The organism is Arthrobacter sp. NQ4, from assembly GCF_029077345.1.
In the GTDB taxonomy this organism is placed as follows: Bacteria; Actinomycetota; Actinomycetes; order Actinomycetales; family Micrococcaceae; genus Arthrobacter.
The window spans coordinates 399,026-424,741 of record NZ_JARETC010000002.1 but is presented as its reverse complement, the minus strand read 5'-3'; the positions used below and the strand labels follow the sequence as shown (position 1 = coordinate 424,741).

29 protein-coding genes and 1 riboswitch are annotated in these 25,716 nt (G+C 68.2%); of the genes, 15 read left to right on the top strand and 14 right to left on the bottom strand.

The window, feature by feature from the left end; genetic code table 11:
• Positions 1-83: 83 nt before the first annotated feature.
• The 9 genes from PUN51_RS05780 to PUN51_RS05740 all read right to left on the bottom strand — a co-directional run bounded on the left by PUN51_RS05780 (position 84) and on the right by PUN51_RS05740 (position 9,569).
• Entirely contained in the window at positions 84-608 is a 525-nt protein-coding gene (locus tag PUN51_RS05780) for a hemerythrin domain-containing protein (RefSeq protein WP_275180211.1), read from the bottom strand.
• Positions 605-919, bottom strand: a complete 315-nt coding sequence (locus PUN51_RS05775; RefSeq protein WP_159635445.1) for a DUF3040 domain-containing protein — start codon at positions 917-919, stop codon at positions 605-607. Before PUN51_RS05775 ends, PUN51_RS05780 begins: the two co-directional genes overlap by 4 nt.
• A gap of 40 nt (positions 920-959) precedes the next feature.
• Positions 960-1,217, bottom strand: a complete 258-nt coding sequence (locus PUN51_RS05770; RefSeq protein ID WP_275180210.1) for an SHOCT domain-containing protein — start codon at positions 1,215-1,217, stop codon at positions 960-962.
• A 141-nt stretch (positions 1,218-1,358) separates the two neighbouring features.
• Positions 1,359-4,217 (bottom strand): cation-translocating P-type ATPase, encoded by a 2,859-nt coding sequence (locus tag PUN51_RS05765; protein ID WP_275180209.1) that lies wholly within the window; start codon positions 4,215-4,217, stop codon positions 1,359-1,361.
• A gap of 17 nt (positions 4,218-4,234) precedes the next feature.
• On the bottom strand, positions 4,235-5,233 hold the full coding sequence (locus PUN51_RS05760) for a polysaccharide deacetylase family protein (protein WP_224026194.1): 999 nt from the start codon (positions 5,231-5,233) through the stop codon (positions 4,235-4,237).
• 43 nt (positions 5,234-5,276) lie between these two features.
• The gene (locus tag PUN51_RS05755) at positions 5,277-5,744 is read right to left on the bottom strand and encodes a universal stress protein (protein ID WP_224026193.1); all 468 of its coding nucleotides are present in this window, start codon (positions 5,742-5,744) and stop codon (positions 5,277-5,279) included.
• A gap of 74 nt (positions 5,745-5,818) precedes the next feature.
• On the bottom strand, positions 5,819-7,384 hold the full coding sequence (locus tag PUN51_RS05750) for a DUF4389 domain-containing protein (RefSeq protein WP_275180208.1): 1,566 nt from the start codon (positions 7,382-7,384) through the stop codon (positions 5,819-5,821).
• Positions 7,385-7,447: 63 nt separating this feature from the next.
• Complete coding sequence (locus tag PUN51_RS05745; protein WP_224026191.1) at positions 7,448-8,314, bottom strand: universal stress protein; 867 nt, start codon at positions 8,312-8,314, stop codon at positions 7,448-7,450.
• A 109-nt stretch (positions 8,315-8,423) separates the two neighbouring features.
• Positions 8,424-9,569 (bottom strand): AI-2E family transporter, encoded by a 1,146-nt coding sequence (locus PUN51_RS05740; RefSeq protein WP_275180207.1) that lies wholly within the window; start codon positions 9,567-9,569, stop codon positions 8,424-8,426.
• A 100-nt stretch (positions 9,570-9,669) separates the two neighbouring features.
• On the opposite strand from PUN51_RS05740, the gene PUN51_RS05735 reads away from it, so the two are divergent.
• Genes PUN51_RS05735 through PUN51_RS05720 form a run of 4 tightly spaced genes read left to right on the top strand, consistent with a single transcriptional unit; the run spans position 9,670 to position 13,061 of the window.
• Positions 9,670-10,101, top strand: a complete 432-nt coding sequence (locus PUN51_RS05735) for a hypothetical protein (RefSeq protein ID WP_224026189.1) — start codon at positions 9,670-9,672, stop codon at positions 10,099-10,101.
• A gap of 51 nt (positions 10,102-10,152) precedes the next feature.
• Complete coding sequence (locus PUN51_RS05730) at positions 10,153-10,677, top strand: mycothiol transferase (RefSeq protein WP_159631863.1); 525 nt, start codon at positions 10,153-10,155, stop codon at positions 10,675-10,677.
• Complete coding sequence (locus PUN51_RS05725; protein ID WP_275180280.1) at positions 10,670-11,617, top strand: ribonuclease Z; 948 nt, start codon at positions 10,670-10,672, stop codon at positions 11,615-11,617. The genes PUN51_RS05730 and PUN51_RS05725 overlap by 8 nt, the downstream gene beginning before the upstream one ends.
• The gene (locus tag PUN51_RS05720) at positions 11,601-13,061 is read left to right on the top strand and encodes a protein adenylyltransferase SelO (protein ID WP_275180206.1); all 1,461 of its coding nucleotides are present in this window, start codon (positions 11,601-11,603) and stop codon (positions 13,059-13,061) included. The genes PUN51_RS05725 and PUN51_RS05720 overlap by 17 nt, the downstream gene beginning before the upstream one ends.
• A gap of 108 nt (positions 13,062-13,169) precedes the next feature.
• Here the strand turns inward: PUN51_RS05720 and PUN51_RS05715 are convergent, their stop codons facing one another.
• Positions 13,170-14,015: a C40 family peptidase gene (locus PUN51_RS05715; protein ID WP_275180205.1), complete on the bottom strand. Its 846-nt coding sequence runs from the start codon at positions 14,013-14,015 to the stop codon at positions 13,170-13,172.
• 3 nt (positions 14,016-14,018) lie between these two features.
• A riboswitch (cyclic di-AMP (ydaO/yuaA leader) is annotated at positions 14,019-14,190 on the bottom strand.
• A gap of 252 nt (positions 14,191-14,442) precedes the next feature.
• Here PUN51_RS05715 and PUN51_RS05710 point away from each other — a divergent pair.
• Genes PUN51_RS05710 through PUN51_RS05695 form a run of 4 tightly spaced genes read left to right on the top strand, consistent with a single transcriptional unit; the run spans position 14,443 to position 17,173 of the window.
• Positions 14,443-15,798 (top strand): coiled-coil domain-containing protein, encoded by a 1,356-nt coding sequence (locus PUN51_RS05710; protein WP_224026187.1) that lies wholly within the window; start codon positions 14,443-14,445, stop codon positions 15,796-15,798.
• 21 nt (positions 15,799-15,819) lie between these two features.
• The gene (locus PUN51_RS05705) at positions 15,820-16,179 is read left to right on the top strand and encodes a TraR/DksA family transcriptional regulator (RefSeq protein ID WP_275180204.1); all 360 of its coding nucleotides are present in this window, start codon (positions 15,820-15,822) and stop codon (positions 16,177-16,179) included.
• The gene (locus tag PUN51_RS05700) at positions 16,176-16,706 is read left to right on the top strand and encodes a DNA alkylation repair protein (RefSeq protein WP_275180203.1); all 531 of its coding nucleotides are present in this window, start codon (positions 16,176-16,178) and stop codon (positions 16,704-16,706) included. The genes PUN51_RS05705 and PUN51_RS05700 overlap by 4 nt, the downstream gene beginning before the upstream one ends.
• Before the next feature lie 20 nt (positions 16,707-16,726).
• Complete coding sequence (locus tag PUN51_RS05695; protein ID WP_275180202.1) at positions 16,727-17,173, top strand: DUF1810 domain-containing protein; 447 nt, start codon at positions 16,727-16,729, stop codon at positions 17,171-17,173.
• A 42-nt stretch (positions 17,174-17,215) separates the two neighbouring features.
• Here the strand turns inward: PUN51_RS05695 and PUN51_RS05690 are convergent, their stop codons facing one another.
• Both PUN51_RS05690 and PUN51_RS05685 read right to left on the bottom strand, forming a co-directional pair.
• Complete coding sequence (locus PUN51_RS05690) at positions 17,216-18,109, bottom strand: glucose 1-dehydrogenase (protein ID WP_159631869.1); 894 nt, start codon at positions 18,107-18,109, stop codon at positions 17,216-17,218.
• A 151-nt stretch (positions 18,110-18,260) separates the two neighbouring features.
• Positions 18,261-18,767 carry a metallophosphoesterase family protein gene (locus PUN51_RS05685; protein ID WP_275180201.1) on the bottom strand — a complete coding sequence of 169 codons (507 nt, stop codon included), beginning with the start codon at positions 18,765-18,767 and terminating at the stop codon, positions 18,261-18,263.
• Positions 18,768-18,840: 73 nt separating this feature from the next.
• On the opposite strand from PUN51_RS05685, the gene PUN51_RS05680 reads away from it, so the two are divergent.
• Together PUN51_RS05680 and PUN51_RS05675 are read left to right on the top strand one after the other, a co-directional pair.
• Positions 18,841-19,032, top strand: a complete 192-nt coding sequence (locus tag PUN51_RS05680) for a DUF1918 domain-containing protein (protein WP_275180200.1) — start codon at positions 18,841-18,843, stop codon at positions 19,030-19,032.
• 49 nt (positions 19,033-19,081) lie between these two features.
• Complete coding sequence (locus PUN51_RS05675) at positions 19,082-19,597, top strand: NUDIX domain-containing protein (RefSeq protein ID WP_159631870.1); 516 nt, start codon at positions 19,082-19,084, stop codon at positions 19,595-19,597.
• A gap of 33 nt (positions 19,598-19,630) precedes the next feature.
• Here PUN51_RS05675 and PUN51_RS05670 read toward each other — a convergent pair whose 3' ends face one another.
• A complete protein-coding gene (locus PUN51_RS05670; protein ID WP_224026180.1) occupies positions 19,631-20,308 on the bottom strand; it encodes an endonuclease/exonuclease/phosphatase family protein in 678 nt (225 codons plus the stop codon).
• 161 nt (positions 20,309-20,469) lie between these two features.
• Between PUN51_RS05670 and PUN51_RS05665 the strand changes: the two genes are divergently transcribed.
• The 4 genes from PUN51_RS05665 (at position 20,470) to PUN51_RS05650 (ending at position 24,522) form a co-directional block, all read left to right on the top strand.
• Positions 20,470-21,273 (top strand): thioesterase family protein, encoded by an 804-nt coding sequence (locus tag PUN51_RS05665; RefSeq protein ID WP_275180199.1) that lies wholly within the window; start codon positions 20,470-20,472, stop codon positions 21,271-21,273.
• Between the two features lie 119 nt (positions 21,274-21,392).
• Positions 21,393-21,932 (top strand): PadR family transcriptional regulator, encoded by a 540-nt coding sequence (locus PUN51_RS05660; protein ID WP_159635460.1) that lies wholly within the window; start codon positions 21,393-21,395, stop codon positions 21,930-21,932.
• Between the two features lie 5 nt (positions 21,933-21,937).
• Entirely contained in the window at positions 21,938-23,650 is a 1,713-nt protein-coding gene (locus tag PUN51_RS05655) for an ABC1 kinase family protein (protein WP_275180198.1), read from the top strand.
• Positions 23,651-23,772: 122 nt separating this feature from the next.
• On the top strand, positions 23,773-24,522 hold the full coding sequence (locus PUN51_RS05650; RefSeq protein WP_224026177.1) for a lipoate--protein ligase family protein: 750 nt from the start codon (positions 23,773-23,775) through the stop codon (positions 24,520-24,522).
• Between the two features lie 28 nt (positions 24,523-24,550).
• On the opposite strand, the gene PUN51_RS05645 is transcribed toward PUN51_RS05650, so the two are convergent.
• Positions 24,551-24,808, bottom strand: coding sequence for a mycoredoxin (locus PUN51_RS05645; RefSeq protein WP_141941622.1), 258 nt, complete (start codon positions 24,806-24,808; stop codon positions 24,551-24,553).
• 133 nt (positions 24,809-24,941) lie between these two features.
• Here PUN51_RS05645 and PUN51_RS05640 point away from each other — a divergent pair, with 133 nt between their 5' ends.
• Positions 24,942-25,703, top strand: coding sequence for an SOS response-associated peptidase (locus tag PUN51_RS05640; RefSeq protein WP_159631875.1), 762 nt, complete (start codon positions 24,942-24,944; stop codon positions 25,701-25,703).
• Positions 25,704-25,716 lie beyond the last annotated feature (13 nt).

Genomic DNA, 25,716 nt, shown 5'->3' with positions numbered 1-25,716 from the left:
GACCTGACGCCCACGGGCCCTGGCTCCGGGACCCGGCCCGCCGCCGTCGTCCGTGTGCCCGCGTGTCCGTGTGCCCGGTTGTCCTAGTGTCCGTGGTGGCCCTGCCCGTGGTGGTGGGCCGCACCTTCCCCCACCAGTTCGTGAAGTCCTTCGACCGCCTGGGCGAGTGACAGGCCAGGGGATGCGACGACGAAGGGCATCAGGAGCCGGTTCTCCTTGTCCAGGTGGAGGGCGAAGATCCGCTGGATGGCGCCGGCTGCCACCGCTGCAGCAACGCCATCGGCCGTCCTGAGTTCATCGACCAGGCCCACGATGACCTGATGCTCGGCCAGCATGCCGTCCACCAGCAGCCGGGCCTCCGGCATGCCGTGCGGCCCACTGTAGAGGGGTCCTTCTTCTGCCAGCGCGTGCGGCACCAGCTCCTTGTCGCACCAGTCCAGCAGGGCGGCCTGCGTTTCCTGCCCGGCGCCGGGATCGCCCGCCTCCACGGCCTCCGTGAGCAGGCCCACCAGACCGTTCAGGTGCCACAGCATGTCGGCGTGGTGCGCCTCGACTGCCTGCAGCGCCTGGGCCTCGGCGGAGGCATCCTTTCCGTTCACCGCGTTCATTCGCTGTTGCCTTCCAGTTGGGTGACATGCCGGTTCGTGGTGCGCAGGGACCAGCGGAGGTCCTTGATTGCCCAATAGGCAGCCCCGTTCATCACCGCAAAACCTGCGATGCCCAGCAAGGGGACCCGGACCACCAGCCCAAGAAGCAGGAGGCAGGCGCCCACTGCGACAAGGACGAGCCCCCGCCGGAAGCGGGTACGGAGTGTCAGCGCAAAGGCATCCTTGTTGAGCAGGGCTGCCAGCTTGGGGTCTTCCGCTTCCAGGCCGTGGCTGATCAGGTCGAGTTCGCGTTTTTCGAATTCAGAGAGCATCGCTGCACCCCACTGTCCATTGCCTGCGGGAGCCGCGGACTCAGGTACCCGGGTGGCCGCGCAGGACGGCCAGCCTGTTCTGGTACTCGGCAGCGTCGATCTCCCCGCGGGCGAAGCGCTCAGCCAGGACGTCTTCTGCCACCCGAGGGGGTTGAGGGTGGGCACCGTACGGGGAGGGTGCCCGCAGGGAACGGGCCAGCAGGACAATGCCGGTGATGATTGCTCCCCAGACCACCACCATGCTGATGCTCATCAGGACATAGCCCCACAGGCCCATGCCGTCGTTCCAGCCGTACACTTCCGCGACCTCCGGTCCACTGAAAGGCGGACGCCAGCCGTCTGCTTTCCGTTCCAGTATTGGGCTCCCGCAGGGGTCCGGGGGAGAGTCATTGGTCCTGTTTCGGCCCGCGGCTGCAGGGCTTTCCGGTGGGACCGGGTCCTAGAAGCCGCGGCGCCGGAGCCGCTTGTCCACGGCGACGGCCAGGGACGCGAGCAGGGCCAGCCCAAGGATCCGCAACCAGGCGTCGGCTCCGATGGGGGCCGTGTGGAAGAGCCCGTTCATTAGCGGTGTGTAGGTGAGGGCCAGTTGGCCGCCTGCCTGGACCAGGACGCCGACGAGGAGCCACCGGTTGCCGAATGGATGGATCCGCCAGGCCGGCCGGGTCAGGGACCGGCAACTGAAAAGGTAGAAAACTTCCACGGCCACGAACAGGTTCACGGCCGACGTGCGGGCCTGGGCAACAGAGGCGCCGGTGGCCACCTCGTGTTCAAAGAGCCACCACGTGCCGGCCACCAGGAGGGCTGAAACGAGCAGGACCCGCACTGTGAGCGCCCACGTCAGCAGGGGGCGGTCCGGTGGGCGCGGCGGGCGGGACATCAGTCCCGGTTCCTTCGGCTCGAAGGCGAGCATCAGGCCAAGGGCGACGGCGGTGGTCATGTTGATCCAGAGGATCTGGGTGGGCAGGATGGGCAGCGTCGCCCCCAGCAGGATGGCCACGAGGATCACCAGGCCTTCGGCCATGTTGGTGGGGAGGGTCCAGACGATGAATTTGGTCAGGTTGTCAAAGACGTTACGGCCTTCTTCGACAGCCGCCTCGATGGTGGCAAAGTCATCGTCCGTCAGGACAATGTCCGATGCTTCCTTGGCCACTTCCGTTCCGCTGCGCCCCATGGAGATGCCCACGTTTGCCTGGCGAAGGGCGGGTGCATCGTTGACGCCGTCCCCGGTCATGGCGGCCACGTGTCCGCGGGACTGCAGGGCACCGATGAGCCGAAGCTTCTGTTCCGGTGAAACCCGGGCGAACACCGTGGCCCGCTCTACGGCCTCCGGCAGCCGGTCCGCCGGGATGGCATCGAGGTCCGCCCCGGTCAGGGCTGTCCCCGCGGCGCTGTCAGCAGCCAGCCCCACGGCCGCTGCCACCGTGACGGCGGTGCGCACGTGGTCCCCGGTGATCATCTTCACGCCCACGCCTGCGCGCTGGCACGCCTTCACCGAGGCTGCGGCTGCTTCCCGCGGTGGGTCGTGCATCGCGTGAAGCCCGGTCAGGGTCATCCGGCCCCGCAACTCCGTGGCGGAGAGGGGGCCCGAACCGGCGGGAAGGCTCATCATGGCCGTGGCAAGGACCCGGAGCCCGTCGTCCGCGAGCGCGTGGGCTGCACCGAGCACGGCGTGCCTGCGAACGGGCCTGTCGGCGCCCTGGCCGTCCATTTCGTGGGCGCAGAGCTCCAGGACACGTTCCACGGCGCCTTTCACGAACACTGTGCCGCCGTCCTCCGGGAGCGTGGATGCGTGGAGCGTGGCCATGAACTGCCGCTCGGACGTGAAGGGCAGCTCTGCCTGCCGCGGGTTGGCAGCCAGGAAGTCCTGCACCTTGATGCCGGCCTTTCCTGCCGCCACAAGCATCGCGGCCTCCGTGGGATCACCGCGCACCTGCCAGCCGGCCCCCTCCCTGCGGATGCTGGCGTCATTGCAGGCTGCTCCGCCCAACAGCGACCACTGCAGCGCATCATCCTTGGGCAGCGCAGCATCCCCGGGCTGCGCGGCACCGCCGGGACGTGTCACACCGGCGGCCAGGTTCCGGCCGTCCGGGTGCTGTGGGGCGGGGTGCTGTCCGGCCGACGGGGTGATGTGTCCTTCCGGCCCGTAGCCGGAGCCTGTCACGTCGTACCACCCGGAGGGCGTCCACAGCGCACGGATTGTCATCTGGTTCTCGGTGAAGGTTCCCGTCTTGTCCGAGCAAATCACCGTGGTGCTGCCCAGCGTTTCCACCACGGGCAGCCGGCGCACCACGGCACGGCGCCGGGCCATGCGCCGCACGCCGATGGCAAGCGTGACCGTCACTGCGGCGGGAAGTCCCTCGGGGATGGCCCCCACGGCCAGGGCGACGGCGGCCGTGAACATCTGTCCCGGCCGTTCGCCATGTGCCAGTCCGGCGAGGAACGCCACGGCGGCGAGGGCCAGGATGGCGACGGTGAGGGTGGTGCTGAAACGTGCCAGTTTCAAGGTCAGCGGCGTGGCCACGGGCCGGACGGCACCCATGAGTCGGTGGATTTCGCCGAGTTCGGTTTCGCCGCCGATGGCCACCACGATTCCCGCACCGGTTCCCGCGGTCACCAGAGTGCCGCTGTACAGCATGTTCCGCCGGTCCGCCACGGGCGTGACCTGAGGCAGCACCACCTCGTCCTTGGCTACGGGATCGGATTCGCCCGTCAGTGCGGATTCGTCCACCCGCAGGGCGGACAGGCGTACCAGGCGGAGGTCGGCCGGTACCTTGTCGCCGGCTTCCAGCAGGACGAGGTCGCCGGGGACCAGGTCCTCGGACGGGACATGCTTCCGTTCGCCGCCGCGCATCACGGCCGCATGCGTGCGGACCAGTGAATGGAGGGCATCCAGGGCCGCCTCTGCCCGGACCTCCTGGACGAAGCCGATCAGCGTGTTGACCAGGACCACTGCAAGGATAACGGCGGAATCAAGGAATTCGCCCAGGAAGACGGTGACCACGGCAGCGGCCAACAGCACATAGACCAGCGGATTGTTGAATTGGCGTCCGAGTTTGCGCGCGATGCCTGCGCGCTGTGACCGCGGCAGCTCGTTGACGCCGAACTGGGCACGCCGGCGCGCCACCTCTTCCTGGTCAAGGCCCCTGGCGGCATCCGTCTCAAGCAGCAACACCACCTCGTGGACGGGCAATCCGTGGTGGGCCGTATCCCCGGCGTCTCCGGGTCCGGTGCCACTGCCGGACGGGTCCGGCTGCCGGGCCGTCACGTGGCTGTTCCGGGAGGGCCTGTGCTTCGCCACGGGTGCCGCCGCCCTGATCAGTGTCCCAGCACGGCGTCGAGGGTGGCGAAACCGTACCCCGCGGCCGTGATGCGGTCGATGACCTGGGGGAGGGCGTCGGCGTCCAGCGTCGTCCCGTCGTCGGGGTTGGACCCGATGTGCATGAGGACGATTTCGCCGGGCTGCAGCCCTGCCAGGACGCGGTCGGCCACCGTTTGGATGCTGGCGCCGCCGCTGGTGCCTTTCCAGCCGAGGGTGTCCACGGTCCACCTCACGGACACGTACCCCAGGGTGTTGACCGCCGCGATGGTGCGGGTGTCGCGTTCGCCGTAGGGGAACCGGAACAGCGGCCTGGGGTCGGCCCCGGCAGCCAGGATGGCCTCCTCGGCGCCGCGCACCTGCTGCGCGATCAGGTCATCTCCCAGGCTGGTGAACCCCGGATGGGTCATCGAATGGTTTGCCACACGGTGCCCGGCGGCCACGATCTGCGCCTCGGCCCGCGGGTTGTTCGCCGCCCAGTTGCCGGTCAGGAAGAAAGTCCCGGCAACGCCCCGGGCTGCAAGGGCCGACAGGATTTTTGGCAGCCCTGCCGCGTTGGCTCCTGCATCGAAGGTCAGGGCCACGACACGGCCTGCCCCTGGAATGACGGTCAGGTCCTGGCCGCGGAGGGATTCCGGAAACGGCGCCGGCCGGGCCGGTTCCGGAGGCTGGGCCGGCGCTTCAGGCGGCTCCGGTTCGGGAACCGGTGGCACTGGCACCGGCGGAACGGTCACAGGTGGCTCGACCGGAGCCTGGCCTGCTTCGGGGGTATCGGTTTCCTGCGGCTCCTCTGCCGGCGGGGAACTGCCCGGGGCCGGCGGACTTGTTGGTCCCGGCAGCGGCGATGGGAGCGCCGGTGATGGGGACGGGGAGGCCGACGGCGGCCCGGACGTGGGTGCCGGAAGGAACAGGGCCAGGATGATGGCGAGGACCGCCAGGGCGGCGGCGAGCGCTATGGCGGGCGCCCGTCGTCGTGCGTCACTGGCCGGCACCACCATCACCTGCCTTGGAAGTCAGCCGTGCCTGCCGCCGATGTTCCGTTCAGGAACCCTTGGAACCGTCGGCTTCGGTCTCCGCCGTGTGGACCACAAGGACGGGGCAATGGGCGTGCGCAACGATGGCGGAGCTGACCGAGCCAAGGAGCAGGCCGCCGAACCCGCCGTGTCCCCGGCGCCCCACCACGATCATGTCGGCGTCCCGGCTGGCATCGATCAGCGCTTCCCGGGGATGGCTGCGCACAAGGGTCGAGCTGACGTTGGCCGGTGTCTCGTCTCCGAAGGCCTGCGCCACAGCATCGTCCAGGACCTTCCGGGCCCCCTCCTCGAAGCCCTCGACGCCCATCATCACGTAACCGCTGTACATTTGCGGGTACTCCCAGCAGGCAATGGCCTGGACCTTGGCGCCAAGGGGAGTGGCCATCCGCTGGGCCTGCCGAAGCGCCTCCACGGACGCCTCCGACCCATCGACGCCTACAACGATCCTGGCTATTGGTGCCCCGGCAATGCTCATGTTTGCTCCCTCGTCGGACCCGCGGTGTCAGGCCCATCATGCCTGCAGGCGCGCGGCGGGGCTAGGGCCGAAGGTCATGGCGCACCCGCAGGCGGCACGCCCCCGGTGGGAACCACATCTCCGGGCCCCTCCGGTTCGGTGGCGCCCTGGTCCAGCCGGAACGGCGGATATTCGTCACGCATCAGCGCGGTGTACACCAGGACACGGTAAATCCAGCGGTTGATGCCCAGGATGAAGTCGAACAGCGGCCGCTGGTAGCGGCCGGTGAACAGCAGGATCACTGCCGCTATCAGCACCAGCAGCCCCAGCAGGGACGGCCCGGAGACCCGTTCGTAGGTGGCCCCAAGGACGTTGTCCTCCGACTGCCACCGCCAGACGCTTTCCGTGCTCCCTGCGAAAGCGGCCACCAGGAGCAGATGCGGGATGGACAGGAGCCACCATTTCACCAGGACCAGTCCGCGCGAGAGCCGCTGCGGGTACTCCACGTCAAAATCGGCCGGGTAATTGGCGCGCTTGAGCGTAAACGGCGGGTACAGGTCGGTGCCCACGGCGGCGTAGGCGTAGAAGGCCACACGCCAGTTCCACCGCAGGACGCCCACGTTGAAGTCGAACAGTGCCCGCGGATAACGGCCGGTAAAGAGGATGGCGAACCCCGCCACGATGGTGGTGATGGCGAACGCGAACCAGAGGAAGAAGAGGAGGATGACATGCGGTATGGCCAGGAACCATTTGACCAGCCACATCCAGCGTGAAAGCCCGGGATCGAGCTCACCAAAGAGCCGCGCGGGGTAGCCGGGGCGGCCTCCCGGTCCCGCCGCGGATGGCTGGGGCGGGGGAACGGCTTCGGGCACTGCCCGCGCTCCCGGATATGCGGTTCCCGGATATCCCGCTGCCGGATACGCGCCCGCACCCATGTCCGGACCACCCATGTCCGGACCACCCATGGGGCGCCCGCCGTCAGGGCGTGCGGCGTGCCGGCCCAGACCCGCGGCCCCGAAGATGATGAGGGGAACGCCGATCAGCAGGGCGATGATCCCGCCCACCAGCAGGCCCGTGGCTGCCGGCCGGATCAGGTCCGAACGGAAGCCGGCCTGCGCCTGGACATCAACCACGGGGGAGGCGTCGGCGTTCATCACCACCACTTCCCACGCGCCCGGCGTGATGTTCCAGGTGAGCTCCTGCTGTCCCGTTCCCGACGCGGAGGCGGTCCAGATGCGCTGGTCCGCGGGCGGTGATGCCGGGTTGCCGCCCGGTACATCGCGGTATTCGGCGCGGAACGGCCGCTGGCGGATGTTCAGCAGCTCCGAGTGGTGCACGCCTGAGAGGTACTGTTCGACGTCGGCCTGCCGGCCGATGCCAATGAACACCGGTTTGTCCGGGGTCACTGATTCAACGCGCAGCCGCAGGGTTCCGACGTCGAAGGGCAGCCTGCCGGGAACGTCGTCTCCAATGGCGTCTGCCCGCGGCGAGGTCAGGGCGAATGAACTCACGGAGAAACGCGATGAGCCGGACGTCAGGTATCCGTCCCCCTGGATGGTTCCCACCGCCGACGCCACGGCCCCGCCCGCCAGCGCGGCAAGGCCCGGAAGCGTTATCAGGATCCCGAGGATCAGCATGATGATGGCTGCGGGCTTCTTCATGGGGTGAACCTTCCGCGTTAGGTATGCGGGCAGGGCGGTGGGAGGATCAGCGGGCGGTGCTGCCTAGATGGCGTTCGTTACTGCCTGGGTCCGGGTGATGATGGTGGGGCAGGGCAGGTGCTTCAGGACCCCGTGGGCGGTGGAGCCGAGCAGGAGGCGTTTGAAGGCGCCCCGGCCGCGGCTGCCCACCACCAGGAGCCGGGCTCCTGCTGCGGCTTCGACGAGGGCGTCCACGGGGCCTTTGTCGGTTTCCAGCCGCTGGTGCACGGTGAGGTCGGGGTAGTCTTCCTTCAGCCCGGCGACGGTTTCGGAGAGGACAACCCGGTCCTCGTCCACGATGAGGTCCGCGAGGGCACCCGGCGTCAGACCGGCATCGATGATGGGATCGGGCACGCTGACGGCGTACACGACCGTGAGCTCGTCTCCCTCGCGGTCTGCTTCAGCGGCTGCGAAGGCAACGGCCTGGGTGGCCTCCGGTGACCCGTCAACGCCCACCACCACTCCCGACCTGCCCTCAAGGTCCTGGGTTCCGACGACGGCGACGGGGACCTTGGCAGCGGTGGCCACCTGGAGGGCGCGGTCGGCAAGGGCGCCGCCGAGGTGGCCGCTGCCGGACCCAATGACCATCATCGAAGTTTTCTTGGAGTACTTGGCCAGGGAGCCGCCCACGCTTCCGGTGAGCAGTTCCGTGGCGGGCGTGATGGGAACCGCTCCTTCCAGGCGCCTGGCGGCGGTCTTGAGGAGTTCCTCGCCCGCCTGCTGGAGGGTTCCGAACCACGGATAGGGTTCGGCAACCCAGCGGTCGTCCACCACATGGAGGACCACCAGTGGCAGGCCCGCCCGGTGGGCCCGGCGGGCTGCCCACAGGACCGCGGCCTGGCTTTGGGCTGAGTCGTTGGTGCCCGCAGCTATGGGTTTTTGCGATGTCATGGCCGCTCTTCCTGCTCGTCGTGAACTGGGGTTTCCTGCCTTTCAAGACTGGCCCCGGCCTTGGCGGCACTCTAGGGCCAAAAGTCACGGAAGCGCTGCTCAGGCGCTTCTACGCTCCCGGTTCTGCCGGAGCGACGGGCTCCGGGCCCGGAGTGTCCTTTTCCGCGAGGGTCTTGAAGATGGTCCAGCCGACGGCGGTGAGCGGCACTGCCAGCAGGGCCCCGATGACGCCGGCCAGGGTGGCCCCGGCGGCCAGGGCGAGGATGATTACCAGCCCGTGGATCCGCAGGACCCGGCCCATGAAGAGGGGCTGGAGGATGTGGTGCTCGAACTGGTTGGCGGCCACCAGGATCACCAGGACAATGAGGGCGGTTACCGGCCCGTTTTCCACCAGGGCCACCAGCACCGCGAGGCTGCCGGCGGCGGTTGCTCCGATGATCGGAATGAAACCGCCCAGGAAGACCACGGCGGCCAGCGGCACTGCCAGGGGGACCCGCAGGACCAGGAGTCCGATCAGGACCATCACGGCGTCAATGGCAGCGATGATGAGCGTCCCGCGGACGTAACCGCCCAGCACCACGATGCTTCGCCCGGCCGCCAGATGTGCCTTGCCCTGGCGGGTTGCCGGGAGAAACCCGATCAGGAAGGACCGGATCTTCTCGCCGTCTTTGAGGAAGAAGAACAGGATGACTGCTGTCAGCACCGAGCCGGCCGCAATCTCACCAGCCGTTCTCAGCCCTGTCAACGCGTCGGCCCCCAGGCTCCCGCCGGCAAGGAACTTCTGGAACTCCTCCCGCGCGGCATTGATCTGGTCGTTCGTCAGCGCCACGGGGCCGGTGGTAACGAACTGCTGAAGTTGGCCTATACCGGCTTCTGCCCGGGCTGCCAGGACGGAGGCCTGCTGCCTGACCAGTGTGATGATGCCTCCCACCACGCCGGCCGCCACTGCCAGGATCACCAGGAAGGAGGACAGGACGGCAAGGGCGCGGGGCCAGCCGCGGGCAGCAAGCCAGCGGACCGCGGGAGCCATGGCCGAGGCCAGGACCAAGGCCACCATCACCGGGATGGTGACCAGGGGAACCCTGGTCGCGGCCGTCACCACTGCCCAGGCGAGCGCCAGCAGGGAGAGCGTCTGGACTGCCCGTATGCTTGCCCGGCCCAGGCCGTCGGTCCACAGGAGGGACATCCGGCCGCTAAAAGACCGCGGACGGGAGCGATCTGCCGCGTCCCCGTCCAGGGGTTCATTGCCTTCCATGGGCTTTCTCCTTGCTGCCGGGTGCACCTGAGGTTCCATCAGCATTAGTTGGTCAGTATGCTTACTATTGTCTGCCCACCGCAACGAGAAAGGCACCATCATGACTGAACAGAACGTCCCGGACGATGAGCTGGAAGTCGTGGAGCAGGACGACGTGCTTCTCGACGAAACTCCCGGCGCGGCGTCGTCCCTGGAACTGGACCCCGTATCGGGGGAGCCTGACAGCTACCCGGGTGCTGCCGAAAACAACCCCGACCGCTGGCAGGAGGACCCCTTGCTGCAGGACGAGGCCCTCTCCGGTGAAGAGGAGGACTTCCTGAGCGACCAGGCGCTGCGGGATGAAAGCGCCCGGGCGCGGTACCGTTCGGGCGATGAGCAGGTATCGCCGGACACCCCCACCCTGGGGGAGGCCGCAGCGGATGTCGATTTTGGGGAAGCCCCCACCGGCCTCGAGGCTGACGGCAGCGACGACGAGGAGAATTTTGGCGGCTCGCCGCTCAGCGAGTTTGAGCCCGACGACCTGGAACGCTAGCAACCCCGCGGGCCGGGCCGGCGTGGCCCGGCCGGCAGGGGAGGGAGACCCATGCAATCCAAAGAACTGCTGCTGGAGTCCTTCGACCGGCTCCCGGGCCTGGTCCGGGAGGCCCTCGACGGGCTGGACGCGGCGCAGCTGCAGCGCCGGCCGGGTGGCAACGGCAATTCCATCGCGTGGCTGATCTGGCATACGGGCCGGGTGGAGGATGCGCAGGTAGCCTCCGCTGCGGGCCTGGAACAGGTGTGGACCGCTGAAGGTTTCGTTAAGCGTTTCGGCCTTCCGCTGGGGGAACGCGACACGGGCTACGGCCACTCCAGTGAACAGGTGGACGCCGTCAGGGCGCCGCGGGAGCTGTTGCAGGAGTACTACGAAGCCGTCCACCGGCAGACCGCCAAGGTCCTGGAAGACATTGCTGATCCGGACCTGGACCGCGTGGTTGACAGGCACTGGAATCCACCTGTGACCCTCGGAGTGCGGCTGGTCAGCATTCTGGGGGACTGCCTTCAGCACATCGGCCAGGCCGCCTACGCCAAGGGGCTGCATGGCGGAACGGCAGGCGCCGGCGGTGCGTGAACTGGTGGTATTGGGCACCGCTTCCCAGGTTCCCACCCGGACCCGGAACCACAACGGCTACTTCCTGCGCTGGGACGGCGAGGGGCTGCTTTTCGACCCCGGTGAGGGAACCCAGCGCCAGATGATCCACGCCGGCGTCGCGGCCGGCCACATCACCAGGATCTGCCTCACCCATGTGCACGGTGACCACTGCTACGGGTTGCCTGGGGTCCTGTCCCGGATGGCCCTTGACGGTGTGCCACACCCTGTCCACCTGCACTATCCGGCGTCGGGTGACCCGGTGGTGCAGGCCTTGGTGGCAGTGGGTTCGCCCGGCATCGACCTGCGGCTCCACCCGCATTCGGGCGCCGGGCCCGTGGCGGACTGCCTGGAGGTGCAGCCCCTGAGGCACCGCATCGAGACCTACGGTTACCAGCTAAGGGAGCCTGACGGACGCACGTTACTGCCGGAGCGGCTCCGGGCGGCAGGAATCGGAGGGCCGGATGTGGGCCGGCTGCAACGCGACGGCGTCCTTGGGGCAGTCAGGCTGGAGGATGTGAGCGTACCCAGGCCGGGCCAGCGCTTCGCCTTCATTATGGACACCGCGCCGTGCCCGGGCGCCGAGGACCTGGCGGACGGGGCTGACCTGCTGGTCACCGAGTCAACGTTCAGTGACGACGACGACGCCCTGGCACGGCAATACCTGCACCTCACTGCCGGGCAGGCCGGGGAGCTGGCGGCCTCCGGCAGGGCCCGCACCCTGGTGCTCACCCACTTCTCCGCACGGTACGGCGACGACGTTTCCGTGCTGGAACAACAGGCGCAGGCACGGGCTCCGGGGGTTACCGTGATCGCCGCCAACGACCTTGACCGCATCCCCGTCCCACGGCGGCGGCAACCAGCGGCAGAGGCTGCGGCCCCAACAACGGCGATAGGGTTGAACCATGACGGCAGCAGCTGAATCCACGGTCACTTTCGATGGCCGTTTCGCCCGGGAACTGGCGGAACTCGCCGTGCCCTGGCAGGCCGAGGAAGCGCCCAGCCCTGAGCTCCTCGTCCTGAACGGGAAACTGGCAACGGACCTGGGCCTCGACCCGCAGTACCTGCGCAGCCCCGAGGGTGTGCGGCTCCTTGTGGGAAACCATGTGCCGGCCGGTGCCACACCCGTGGCGCAGGCGTACGCCGGACACCAGTTTGGCGGGTATTCGCCCCTGCTCGGCGACGGACGGGCCCTGCTGCTGGGCGAGGTCACTGACCGGGCCGGCCGCCTCCTGGACGTCCATCTCAAAGGTTCGGGGCGAACGCCCTTCGCCCGCGCGGGGGACGGCCGTGCCGTGGTCGGGCCCATGCTGCGTGAGTACATAGTCAGTGAGGCCATGCACGCACTGCACATTCCCACCACCCGTTCACTCGCCGTCGTGGCCACCGGCCGGCAGGTCCGGCGCGATGACATGCTGCCCGGTGCCGTCCTGGCGCGGGTTGCGGGCAGCCATTTGCGCGTCGGCAGCTTCCAGTACGCCCGCGCCACCGAAAATATGGACCTCCTGAAGCGGCTGGCGGACCACGCCATCGGCAGGCACTACCCCCTCGCGGCGGATGCCGACAACCCTTACCTTGCGCTGTTCGCGGCGGTCGTCTCCGCCCAGGCGGAGCTGGTGGCCCGGTGGATGCTCGTTGGCTTCGTACACGGGGTCATGAACACGGACAACATGACCATCTCCGGGGAAACCATCGACTACGGCCCGTGCGCGTTCATGGATGCCTTCAACCCGGCCGCCGTTTACAGTTCCATTGACGTCGGCGGACGCTATGCCTATGCCAACCAGCCTGTCCTGGCCGAATGGAACCTGGCCCGGCTCGCCGAGGCCATGCTGCCGCTGATTGACAAGGACCAGGAGAAGGCCGTGGCCCCGGCAGTGGAGGTCCTGGGCAGTTTCCGGGGCCACTACAGCCAGGCATGGACCCGCGGGATTACGGCCAAGCTGGGACTGGACAGCGTCGATGAAAACGGCGCCGGGGCCCTGGTGGATGATGTCCTCGACCTTCTTAAGGACGGACCCGTGGACTACACCCTGTTCTTCCGCAACCTGGGCAAAGCGGCCCGCGGGGACCTTCGTCCCGTGCGCGGCATGGTCCTCGACCTGGCCGCCCTCGATGCCTGGCTGGACCGGTGGCAGGCGCTGCAACCTGACCCGGAGCTGATGGACAGCGTGAACCCGGCCTACATTCCGCGGAACCACCTGGTGGAAGAGGCGCTGTCCGCTGCCACCGCCGGAAACCTGGCTCCACTGCAGCAACTGCTGGAGGCGGTCAGCGCCCCCTTCACCGAGCGGCCCGGCCTGGAACGCTACCTGCAGGGGGCGCCCGACGACTTCGGCAGCTACATGACCTTCTGCGGCACCTGACCGCAGCGGGCCGCGGGGGCAAAACGACAGGAGGGTGGCAACCGGTATTCCCGGCTGCCACCCTCCTGCTTCGTCCGGGGCCGCCAAGGGCACCGGACAGTGCGAAGACTAGGCTACGCGCACAGCGGAGTAGCCGCCGAGCCAGCTGATGGAGTGCACCTGCGTGTCGAAGCCGTTGACGCCGCCGCTGACAACCTGGCCGTTGCCTGCGTAAACGCCCACGTGGCCGGAGGTGATGATCAGGTCGCCGGGGGCGGGAGCGCCTACAACGGTGCCGTACTGGAAGAACTGGGTGGGGGCCAGGTCGCCCACGGACTTGCCGACGGAACGCAGCGCCTTCTCGACCATGGCGGTGCAATCCTGCTTGACGCCCAGCTGGCCGTAGGCCGAGGCGAGGATCGCTGCGCCGGAGCCGGTGCCGGTGGTTGATGCCACGGGGGTTGCCGAGGCGTAAGACATGTTCATGCCGGTGTTCGCCGGAGCGGTGGCGGCTGCGGCCTGCACGGGTGCTGCTGCAGGGGCCGGCGCCGGGGCTGCGGTGTAGCCTGCGCCCGGAATCTGGATCTGGTCGCCCGGGTAGATGATCGAGGACAGTCCCAGGCCGTTGGCGGACAGCACGTCATTGAGGCTGACGCCGTAGGCTGAAGCGATGGCGCCAAGGGTGTCGCCGGAAACGACGGTGTGGACGTTGCCTGCTGCTGCAGCGGGGGCTGCGGCCGGGGCAGCGGGTGCCGAGGTGGCCTGGACGCTGGTCTGCTCAGTGGTGTCCGGGCCGGATACACCTGCATGGGCCGGGGCGCCGACTCCGAAGGCAATGCCGGACGCTGCAGCAACGGCGAGCGCCGGGCGGCCCAGCGAGCGGGCTTGGGATTTTGCTGTTACGGCGAGGCCCTCGAGCACAATGGAGCGGGCCGGAGTCGCGCGGTGACGGGCTGAAATGGAATTTTTTGACACGGTTGATCGCCTCTCCCATGCCTGCGGGGTGAGCTGTCGGGTTCGGGCTGGAGATACCCGGCCGGAAGCGGCTCCGCGGTAGGCGGAAGCGCATTCGACTTAACCCCTAGGCCACAATATGGCCGTGGAAACTTGGTTCCCCCGTCCCTGCCAACTGGAGCGGTTGGATCCCATGATCAGCGGCAGGGCTCGGCATGCTGACGGGAATGTCCCGTCTGAGAGGGACACCAGTCGACCATAACCCAGGTGCATCGCAATTGTCACATTTGGATAACATACGAGGTTCTTCTCTCGCATTGCGCAAACGTCTGGACATTCCAGGGCGTTCCTGAGCGGACCTCTGCTGATACTTTTCCTGTTGAGCACGGTAACAATGTGGAAACAGCAGCCTGCGTTGCGCGGGAATCCGGCGGTAAGCTTCCGGACTATGCCCCTGTTCGTGACCATCGCGAGGCTCCCTTGGCAGGGAGGCCTCCTGGCCCTTGCCCTGGCCGCAGGCACCATGCTGCCGGCGGCGGCCGACGAGCCGCCACCGCCCGGCGGGTATCCCTCCTGGGCGGACGTGCAGGAGGCGAAATCGTCCGAAGCGGCAAAAGCCGCAGAAATCGCCACCATTAATGGACTCCTGACGGACCTTGAGGCGGATTCGGAGGCAGCAGGCGGGATGGCCGTGCGCTCGGCCGCCGACTATGCCGCCGCAGACGCCGCGCTGCAGGCAGCCACCTCCCGCCTGGATACCCTGTCCGCCCACGCTGCCCGTGCCAACGCGGAGCTGGCCCGGCACCGGAAGGACATCGGTGCCCTGGCCGTCCAGTCCTACAAGACCGGCGGTACCAATGCAGGATTCTTCGTCGCGCTGGACGCCCTGGAAACCAACAGCGTCCAGGGGCTCAACCTGGTCAAGCTCGTGGGCGACAAGACTGCCACCCTGGTCGCCAATGCTGCCGCCGCCGAAAAGACGGCCACCGCCCTCACCGAACAGGAAAAAGCCGCCAGGAGCGAGCGGGAACGCCTGTCCGGGGAAGCGAAAGCAAAACTGGACGCCGCACGTTCCGCCCAGGATTCGCTGGCCCGGCGCGTCGCAGAGGAGCAGCGGCACGGCAGCGAGCTGACCGCCCAGCTCGCCACCCTGAAAGGTACGACGGCGGCCATGGAGGGTGAGTACCGCCAGGGCCAGGCCGCACTGGCCGCCTACGAGGCGGCCCAGGCGGCCAAACGTGCCGCCGCTGAGGAGCAGGCCCGCGGGCAGGCGGAGGCTGCAGCCAGGGCGGCCGCAGTGGCAGCCCGGCAGCCAAAGGCGCCCGCACCCGCTGCCGACCCTGGCCAGGCCAATCCGGCCCAACCCGGTCCGGCCCCCGGCGCCGTCAGCAATCCCGGCGTCAGCAACCCCGGCCCTCCCGCTCCGGAAGACCCGGCACCGGCCCCGCCAAGCCCTCCCGCCGTCGTCGTGCCTTCTGTTCCCGGCGGTGCGGTGAACGACCCCGCCGGGGCCAAAAGCTACGCGTCCGGACGCCTGCCCGCCTACGGGTGGGGCCAGGACCAGTTCCTGTGCCTGGCCCAGCTGTGGACCAAGGAGTCCAACTGGCTGACCACCGCCACCAACGCCTATTCCGGAGCCTATGGGATTCCGCAGGCCCTGCCCCCGGGGAAGTACGCCAGCGCCGGCGGTGACTGGCTCACCAGCTACCGCACCCAGATCGAATGGGGCCTGGGCTACATCCGCGACCGCTACGGTTCCCCGTGCGCGGCCTGGAACCACTCCGTATCCCTGAACTGGTACTGACTGACGCGTTAGGCTGTCAACATGCCAGATTTCGAACGGTTCCGTGCGCTGCTCGAAGAGGAGCGGGCGCGGCGCCTGGCACTATTGCCGGCGCTGCGGGCGGACATCGAGGCAGCAAACTCGGCGCGCCAGGATTCCAACGTCGACGACGAGCACGATCCCGAGGGTGCCACCATCGCCTTCGAACTCTCACAGGCCTCCGCGCTCCTGAAACAGAGTTCGGCGGGCCTGGACCAGATTGAGGCGGCCCTTGCCCGGCTGGCGGCGGGGACCTATGGCACCTGCGCCGTCTGCGGGGAGCCCATCGCCGAGGGCAGGCTGGAAGCCCGCCCCTGGACCCCGTACTGCATCCGGCATGCGGCGTCCGGGCGCGGGCGGTGACCGGCACGGCGGACGTTGTGTCCGCGGCGGCGGATTTCGTGGACCGGACCCTCCAAAACGAGGGCGCCTGGTACCGGGCGGACGACGTCGGGGCCCGGCTGGGCGGGGTACTGGCCTCTTATGGTTCGTCCGTGGGGGCCGTCCGCGGGACCGTGCGTGATGCGCTGCGGAAGTTCAAGGACCTGGACCATGACGGCACGGTCATGCTGGCGTCCGCCCTGTGGGGTCAGCCGCGGCCCGGTTCCCGGCCGGTGTTCGAGCGCCGCCTGGCAGCGGTGGTGCTGCTGCAGTCACGGGTGCGGCTGCTCCGTCACTCTGACCTGACCCGGCTGGAGGGCTTCCTTCGCTCCGCGCAGGCGGCCGACCTGACCGGGCCCCTTCTTACCGACGTCCTGGTCCCGTTGCTGGCGGGGCTGGGGAAGCGCGAGCGGCAGCGGGCAGGCGTTGTCCTGGCGCGGTGGCGGGAAGACCCGGACCCCCAGCTGCGTGAGGCGGCCGGCGCCCTTGAAAAAGACTTGTCCATTTGAAACGTACCGAGGAGATCCACATGAATGAACCGTTTGACCTTGAGCGTTTTGTTGCCGCCCAAAACACCGGCGGAACCTATGAGCAGGCGCTGGGCGAGCTGCAGGTCGGCAGGAAGTCCGGGCACTGGATGTGGTTTGTCTTCCCGCAGATTGCCGGGCTGGGACAGAGCGACACGTCCCGCAAGTACGCCATTTCCTCGCTGGCGGAGGCCCGCGCCTACCTGGACCACGAGGTGCTGGGTCCGCGGCTCCTGGAGTGCGCGCTGGTCCTGGCAAACCACGCCGACCGGTCGGCCGAAGACATTTTCGGCGGTATCGACGCCAGGAAACTCCGCTCCAGCATGACACTGTTCCTCCGGGCGGCGCCCGGAGAAACAGTGTTCAAGACCGTCCTCGCCCAGTTCTTCAACGGGGAACCGGACCCGGCCACGGACGAGCTCCTGGCCGGCCAGGACGCGGCCGGCTGACCTCCGGCGGCTGCCCCGCTGCTGCGGGGAGCCCGGGGCGCGCTACGGTGTTGGGCTGCCGCCGTTGACGTTGAGCGTCTCGCCCACGACGTAGCTGGACTCGGGCGAGGCCAGGAAGACATAGGCGGGGGCAAGCTCGGCGGGCTGGCCCGCGCGGCCCAGGGGAGTGGACTGGCCAAACTCGGGCAGTTCCTCCTTGGGCTGGCCGCTGCTGACCTGCAGGGGCGTCCAGATGGGCCCCGGGGCCACCGCGTTTACCCGGATTCCCTTGGGCGCCAGCTGCTGGGCCAGGCCCTTGGTGAAGTTGTTGATGCTGGCCTTGGTGGTGGCGTAGTCCACCAGCGTGGGGGACGGGTTGTAGGCCTGGATCGACGTGGTGTTGATGATGGTTGAGCCCGCCGGCATGTGCGGCACGGCGGCCTTGGTCACCCAGAACATGGCATAGACGTTGGTCTTCAGCGTGTGGTCGAACTGCTCGTCGCTGATGTCCTGCAGGTCCTCCTGCGCAACCTGTTTTCCGGCGTTGTTGACCAGGATGTCAACCCCGCCCAGCACGGCCACCGCCGTGTCCACCAGTTCCCGGCACACGGCGGAGTCCTTCAGGTCGCCGGGTACCTTGACGGCCTTGCGGCCCGCGGCCTCAATGAGTCCGGCAATGCGCGAGGCGTCCTCCTCTTCCTGCGGCAGGTAGGAAAGCACGACGTCGGCGCCCTCCCGTGCGAAAGCGATCGCCGTTGCTGCCCCGATGCCCGAGTCCGCGCCGGTCACGATGGCCCGGCGGCCTTCCAGTCGCCCGGTGCCGCGGTAGGTCTCTTCCCCGAGGTCGGCCTTGGGCGCCAGCTCAGCATCGAGTCCGGGCTCGGGCTGGTGCTGCTTGGGCGGGGAGATCTTTTCGTAGGCAGTCACGGGATTACGGAAGGTGTACTGGTCAGTCATGGTGGTACTCCTGTTCGTGCTGGACGCGGGCTGGTTCTTCGCCCGGATGGTGCAGCAGCCCCGGGCTGCCGGGGCAACCACTAAAACTAAGCATGCTTACGGTTCCTACCCTAGGCAGAAATCCGCCGCCCTGCCAAGCTGCTCCGCGGGCTCAGTCGCGGCGGACCTCCACCAGCCTGACCTCCGCCAACCGCCCGCCGTCCACCACGGCCTCCATGAAGGTACATGCCGGCTGGCGGCGGCGGTCGGTGGGCGATCCTGGATTCAACAGCCGCAGCCCGTTCGGCGACACCGTATCCCAGGGGATGTGGCTGTGCCCGAACACCAGGACGTCGGCGTCGGGAAACAGCGCGTCGCATCGCTGTTCCCGGCCCTTTGCCTGGCCGGTCTCGTGGACCATGGCAAAACGGACACCATCCAGGACTGCGGTGGCGGTCGCGGGCAGCCGCCTCCGCAGCTCCGGGCCGTCATTGTTGCCAAAAACCCCCAGCAGGCGCCTGCTCCTGCGTTCGAACTCGTCCAGCAGTGCCGCCTCCACCCAGTCGCCGGCGTGGAAGACCGCATCGGCGCGGTCAACCGCGTCCCACACCTGTCCGGGCAGGCTCCTGGCCCGTTTGGGCACGTGGGTATCGGCGAGCAGGACAAGGTTCAATGGCATACCCGAATCCTGCCACGGTGCCCTGTTCCCGTACGGCCGGGAGTCGTAATCTGGGGGCTTGGAGGTGATTGCCATGGAGGCAGCCCAAGGCGACCGCATCGTTGTGCACGGGAGGACGGTGGGGTCCTCGGACCGGCACGGGGTGATTCTGGAGGTCCGCGGCGAGGGCGGCAGTCCGCCGTACGTCGTCCGCTTCGACGACGGGCACGAAACCGTCATGTATCCCGGCGGCGATTTCGCCGTCGAGCACGGACACAGCACCTGACGCTCCTGCAGGACAGCACCGGCGCCGCTTCACCTGTCAGACTGGAGCAATGGATCATTTTCCGTCCGCAGGCATGTCCTCCACCCCGCCGCAGCGCACCGGTCCCCGCGACCCGGGCGACGCCTGGGTGGAAGGGGACCGCGGCAGGTACTGGGGCCGCTTCGGCGCCGCGGGCGTCCTTGCCTGGGACCCCGCCAAAGGCGTGCTCCTGCAGCACCGTGCGGTCTGGAGCCACAACGGTGGAACCTGGGGGCTGCCCGGCGGTGCCCTGCACCAGGGCGAAGAACCCGTTGACGGTGCCCTCCGCGAGGCGTACGAGGAAGCCGCCGTCCCATCGGAGAGCGTGGAAGTGCTGTTCACGTCCGTGCTGGACCACGGCTACTGGTCCTACACCACGGTGGTAGTGAGGGTGCGGGAATCCTTCGAGCCGGTGATCAGCGACCCCGAAAGCATCGCCCTGCTCTGGATCCCGGTGGCAGAGGTGGAAGCCCTGGACCTGCACCCCGGTTTCGCGGCGGCGTGGCCGGAACTGCTGGCGCAGCTGGACACCGGCGAACCCTGGTAGGCCGGCCCCGGACTCCTCCCCGGGAGCTTCCGGCTAGTAGCCTTCGCCGTACTCGGCGGTCACCAGGATGGGCAGGTGGTCTGAATTTCCGCGCGGGAGCGTCTCCACGCTGGCGATGTCCAGGCCCAGCGAGGTGGCGAAGTCGAAGTGGCCCTTGAACACCTTGTAGCGGGTGTACGTGCGCCGGTTGCTCAGGGAGAGGGCATACCCGGAGTTCTTCATGTGCATGTCCAGGTTCTTGGTGAAGAACGGGTAGTTGAAGTCACCCACCATCAGGGTCATCAGGCCCTTGCCCATGCTGAGTAGTTCCGCGTGGGCTGCGTGGATCTGCTTGCGCCGCAGCGAGTTCGACGCCGTCAGCGGGGCTGCATGGAAGGAACCGATCACCAGCTCGTGCTGCGTTTCGGTGTCCATCACCCTGGTGCCGATGAGCCGTTCATGGGCCGGAGCCAGCACCCTGTCATGCATTGATTTCTTCAACGCGAAGGACTGCGTGTCCAGTGCGGTGAAGCGGCTGGTGCGGTAGTAGATGGCCAGGCCCAGCCGGTTGCCCTTGGTGGCATCCGCCAGGTGCAGCGGGCCGAGGGTCTCCGGGAGGTCGCTGGCGTCCACTTCCTGGAGGCACAGCGCATCGATGTCATGGTTGCGGGCCAGGGCGAGAAGTTCGCCGCTGGCCTTGTGCTTGCGGAGGTTGTAGCTGATGACGCGCATGAAACACCTCTTTTGAGGGTTGCTGACAGGACCAGTTCCTTACTCTAGTCCGATTGCCACCCGCACCCTCCAACATTTCGTTGCCCGCGCCGCCGCGCCGTGCGGTGTCCACGGGGGATAGAGTTAGTGGCAATTCACTGAATTTCCGTAAGGGGCCAGCCTTGACTGCAGACCTGCCTGAACTCGCCGAAGGCAATTCCTACTACCAGGACCTGGGCGGCGGGCGGTTCCGCTCCACCATCCACGCCCAGGGTGCCTGGAACGTCCACGAACAGCACATGGCCCCGGCGTCGGGCCTCATGGCAGATGCCCTGGAACGGCACCAGCCGCGGGAAGACATGCGGATGGCCCGCCTCAGCTACGAGATCCTAGGACTGATCCCGGGCGGCGAGTTCCGGATCGAGACCACTACGCTGCGTCCCGGCAGGACCATCGAACTGGTGCAGGCGGAGCTGGTGGCCGGCGGCCGCACCGCCATCCGTGCCGCCGGGTGGCGCATGCTGACCAGTGACACCGCTGAAGTCGCCGCCGTCGAGGACGCAGCGATCCCCGGACCCGACGAATGCAAGCCGTACGACGGCGCCGCCGTCTGGCCCGGCGGCTACATCCGCTCCCTCGAAATGAGGGTGGCCGAGGGCCACCGGCCCGGAGCGGGCAAGGTGTGGCTCCGCACCGACCACCCCCTGACCGACCGCGCCGACAGCGGCGACCTGGCCCGCCTCATGGGCATGGTGGACACGGCCAACGGCATCGCGGCCAGGGTTCCGCCGGGGAAAGGCAGCTACGCGTTCCCCAACCTGGACCTGCAGATCCACATGTACCGCCGGCCCCGGGGGGAATGGCTGGGACTGGACAACGCGGTGTCGTTCGGCAGCGACGGAATTGGGCTGACATCCACCGTCCTGCACGACCGGCAGGGGCCGTTCGGGCGGGCTGAACAGATCCTGACCCTGCGCAAATCCTGATGATTCCCACTCCCTGACCTTGTGACTGGTCCTCGCCGTGCGCGGGTCCTGACCTATGGTGCGGGCATGTATCGCTGAGTATCGTTGTATATCGTTCACGATTGGCAAAGGAGTTCATGATGCGTGCTTCATACCCTGCGGGCGGATTCGGCGGGAACAATCTTGACGGTATGTGGCAGGCCGTCGAGGAACTGCGCTCCCGGTTCGAAAAGCGGGCCGGAACCCGCGCCGGGAAAGGTGAGGTCAGGACGGCGGTGCTGGCCCTGCTGGCCGAACGGCCCATGCACGGCTACCAGATCATCCGCGAGATCGAAGAACGCAGCGGGGGCAGCTGGAAACCGAGCGCGGGCTCCGTCTACCCCACCCTGCAGCTGCTGGCGGATGAAGGATCAATCACTGCCGAGGAATCCAACGGCCGCAAAATCTACTCATTGACCGAAGCCGGCCGCGAGGAAGTGGCGGCCCACCCCGGGGCTGCGCCCTGGGATCCGGCCGGCCCCCTGCCCGGCGGCGTTGCTTCCCTGCCCAAAGCCGGGATCGAGCTGGCCCAGGCCGCGGCGCAGGTTGGCCGTACCGGCACCCAGGAGCAGGTGCACCAGGCAGTGGCGGTGCTGGACGAGGCCCGCCGCCGCCTGTACGCGATCCTCGCCCAGGACTGACGGGGGTGGCGTCCACCGTCCAGGACAGGGCGAACCCCCAGCTGCCCCTGCGGGAACACCGCGGCCGCTACCGGCGGATTCTGCGCTTCGCTGCCTGGAACCTCGCCGCCACGTGGTGGTTCGAGCTGTTCCTGCCCCGGATTGGCCTCGGCCGGGTGGCCGCCAGGACGCGGTCACGGCGGATGCGGAGCTTTGCCCAGCGCTTCCATGACCTGGCCGTGGACCTCGGTGGCCTCATGATCAAGGTGGGCCAGTTCCTGTCCTCCCGGCTCGATGTCCTTCCGCCCGAGATCACCAAGGAGTTGGAGGGGCTGCAGGACGAGGTGCCGCCGGTCGACTTCCCGGCCATCTCCGCCCTGGCCGCCAGGGAATTGGGAACACCGCTGGAGCACGTTTTTGCCTCGGTGGACCCAGCGCCGATTGCGGCTGCCTCCCTGGGCCAGGCCCACCGCGGCCGCTTGAATCCTGCCGACGCCGGGGACACCGGACTCGACGCCGTGGTCCTGAAAGTGCAGCGCCCGGGCATCGGCGCAATTGTCGACGTCGACCTTGCCGCCCTGCGCAAGGTTGCCGGCTGGCTCAGCCACATCCGGCTCGTTTCCCGCCGCGCCGACATGCCGGCGCTGGTGGAGGAATTCGCCCAGACCAGCCTGCTGGAAATCGACTACCTGCACGAGGCCGTCAACGCCGAGCGGTTCGCCGCGGATTTCGCCGGGGACGACCGCGTGGAAGTCCCGGGCGTGGTGTGGGAACGGACCACCCGCCGTGTGCTCACCCTGGAGGACGTCACAGCCATCAAGATCACGGACGTCCGGGCGCTCCGTGCCGCCGGCATCGATCCCGCCGCGGTTGCACCGGTATTCGCGTCCATCATGTTCGACCAGCTGTTCACCAACGGCTTCTTCCACGCCGACCCTCATCCGGGGAACATCTTCATCACCCCGGTCCCCCCGGACGCAGGGGGACTTCCCTGGAAGCTGACGTTCATCGACTTCGGGATGATGGGCGAAGTCACGGCCTCCACGCGCAGCGGCCTGCGGAAGCTGCTGATCGCAGCCGCCGCCCGGGACGGCAAGGGGCTCGTGGCGGCCATCAATGACGTGGGCGTCCTGATGCCGTCAGCCGACAGCGTGGGCCTGGAACGCGCCATGACGCAGCTCTTCGCCCGCTTCGGCGGCATGGGATTCGCCGAACTGCGCGAGGTCGACCCGCGGGAGTTCCGTGACTTTGCCGTGGAGTTCGGCGACGTGGTCCGGTCGCTGCCGTTCCAGCTGCCGGAGAACTTCCTGCTGATCATCCGGGCCATGTCCCTGACCTCCGGGGTATGCAGTGCCCTGGATGAGCGTTTCAACCTCTGGGATTCGGTGGAGCCCTACGCCGCGCAGCTGCTGCGGAACGAACGGGGCAACGTGGTGCAGGACGTTGCCCGGCAGGCTGTCGACGCTGCCGGTGTTGCCCTCCGCCTCCCGGGCCGCCTGGATGCCCTGGCCGGGAGGCTGGAGGAAGGATCGCTGCAGGTTTCCGTCCCACGCCTGGAGCGCCAGGCTGCGCGGCTGGACCGGGCTGTGCGCCGCTCAGCCTCGGCCCTGGTCTTCGGGGCCCTGCTGCTCGCGGGAGCCATTGTCCGCCCCGACGACCTTGCGCTGGGCAATGTGCTGATGACCGCGTCGGCCCTTCCGCTGCTGCACGCGCTGTGGGTGGGGCGGCGGGGACGTTAAGGCGGCTGCCGCCGTCGGGCGTAACCTAGGGGTGGCCTGCCCGTCCGCGGGCCATGAACCGCCGCCACTGAAACCTGTCGACGTTGAAATTGTCGCCGCCACACCATGGGAGCTTCGCCACAATGCACCACACCGGTACCGGATCCAGCACGCTCACCGTGGTGCGGCAGGACGTGTCGCTCGGCGCGGGCCGGGACCTCGAATTCGGCCTGGAGCTGCTGGCAAGGGCACGGAGCGGCGCCATTGGTCCCACCCTTCGGCTGTACCGGCCGTCGCCCACCGTGGCGTTCGGGCAGCGGGATACCCGGCTGCCGGGATTCGACGCCGCAGCCCAGGCCTGCCGGGACAACGGCTTCGAACCCCTGGTCCGGAGGGCGGGCGGCCGCGCTGCCGCCTACCACCGGGGCACCCTGGTGGTGGACCACATTGAACCGGATACCGACGCCGTCGCCGGATCCAAAGCCCGGTTCGGCTACTTCGGGGACCTGTTTGCGGAGGCGCTGCGGAGCGTGGGCGTGCAGGCGGCCGTGGGTGAAATTCCCGGTGAATACTGTCCCGGCGAATTCAGTGTCCACGGTACCGACCCCGCAGACAGCTCCCGGAGGGTGAAACTGGTGGGCACCGCCCAGCGGGTTGTCTCCGGCGGCTGGCTCTTCAGCTCGGTGATTGTGGTGGAGGACTCCGCCCCGATCCGGAAGGTCCTTACCGACAGCTATGCCGCGCTCGGCCTGGACTGGGATCCCGCCACCGCCGGCGCCGCCAACGATCTGGTGCCAGGCCTGGACGTCGCCGCGGTCGAGCAGGCCATCCTTAACACGTATGCGGGCCATGCCACCCTGGAAACTGCTTCCTTCAGCAGCCTGGGGGCATGACCCGCAACAGTTGTGGTGCGGCGGCCGGTCAGGCGGCCAGGCGGCTCTTGACCTCCGCGGCGGACGGGTTGGTTGCCGCGGTGCCGTCCGGGAAGAGGACCGTGGGGACGGTGCGGTTGCCACCGTTCAGCTGCTCCACGAGTTCAGCCGTGCCGTCCACCTCTTCGATGTTGATTTCGGTGTAGCCGATGCCCTGTGCGTCCAGCTGCTTCTTCAGCCGGTTGCAGTAGCCGCACCAGGTGGTGGAAAACATGGTGATGGTGCCGGATTCGGGAGTGAAGTCCACAGGGATCTCCTATACGTCGCTTGAAAGGTTTCCTTACTGTCAACCGTAGCGTGGCCGGCGGTATTCCCCCGTGCCGGGTGGCCGCTGCGGTGCCTGGATGACAGTTTGTGGCGGGCGGTGGCAAGCTGGTGGCATGTGTGGACGCTACGTAATGGCACGCGCCGTGGGTGATCTCCTGGCCGAATTCGACGCCGGGCTGGAGGACGAGGTCACCATCCCGCCGTCCTGGAACGTGGCACCCACCGACGCGGTCCCCATCGTGCTGGAGCGGCTGGTGGATGGCGATGCCGAGCCCCGGCAGGTCCGCCAGCTGCATGTGGCGCGCTGGGGCCTGGTCCCGTCCTGGGCAAAGGATCCCGGGATCGGATCCCGCATGATCAATGCCCGGAGCGAATCCGTGCTGGAGAAGCCGGCCTTCCGGAAGGCTGTGCAGTCCCGCCGCTGCGCCGTCCCGGCGGACGGCTACTACGAATGGAAGCAGGGGCCCGGGAAATCGAAGCAGCCCTACTACGTGCACCCGGGCGGGGACCATGGGTTGGTTTTCGCCGGCCTCTACGAGTGGTGGAAGGACCCGTCCGTGCCGGAGGGGGAGCCCGGACGCTGGCTGCTGTCGACGTCGATCCTCACGGCCGACACGCCGCCGCCAGGGACGGAATCCACCATCTTCGGGAAACTGACCGAGCTGCATGACAGGGTGCCGCTGCCCATGGACAAGGCCACGATGGAGGCCTGGCTGGACCCGCAGGCGGACGATGCCGCTGCACTCGTTGACCTGGTGCGGTCAGGGGTTAAGGAGGCAGCCGCCGACTGGCAGGTGGACTCCGTGGGCAAGGAAGTGGGCAATGTCCGCAACAACGGCCCGGAACTGATCCGCCCGGTGGAAGCCCTGTTCTAGCAGCCCCGCCGGG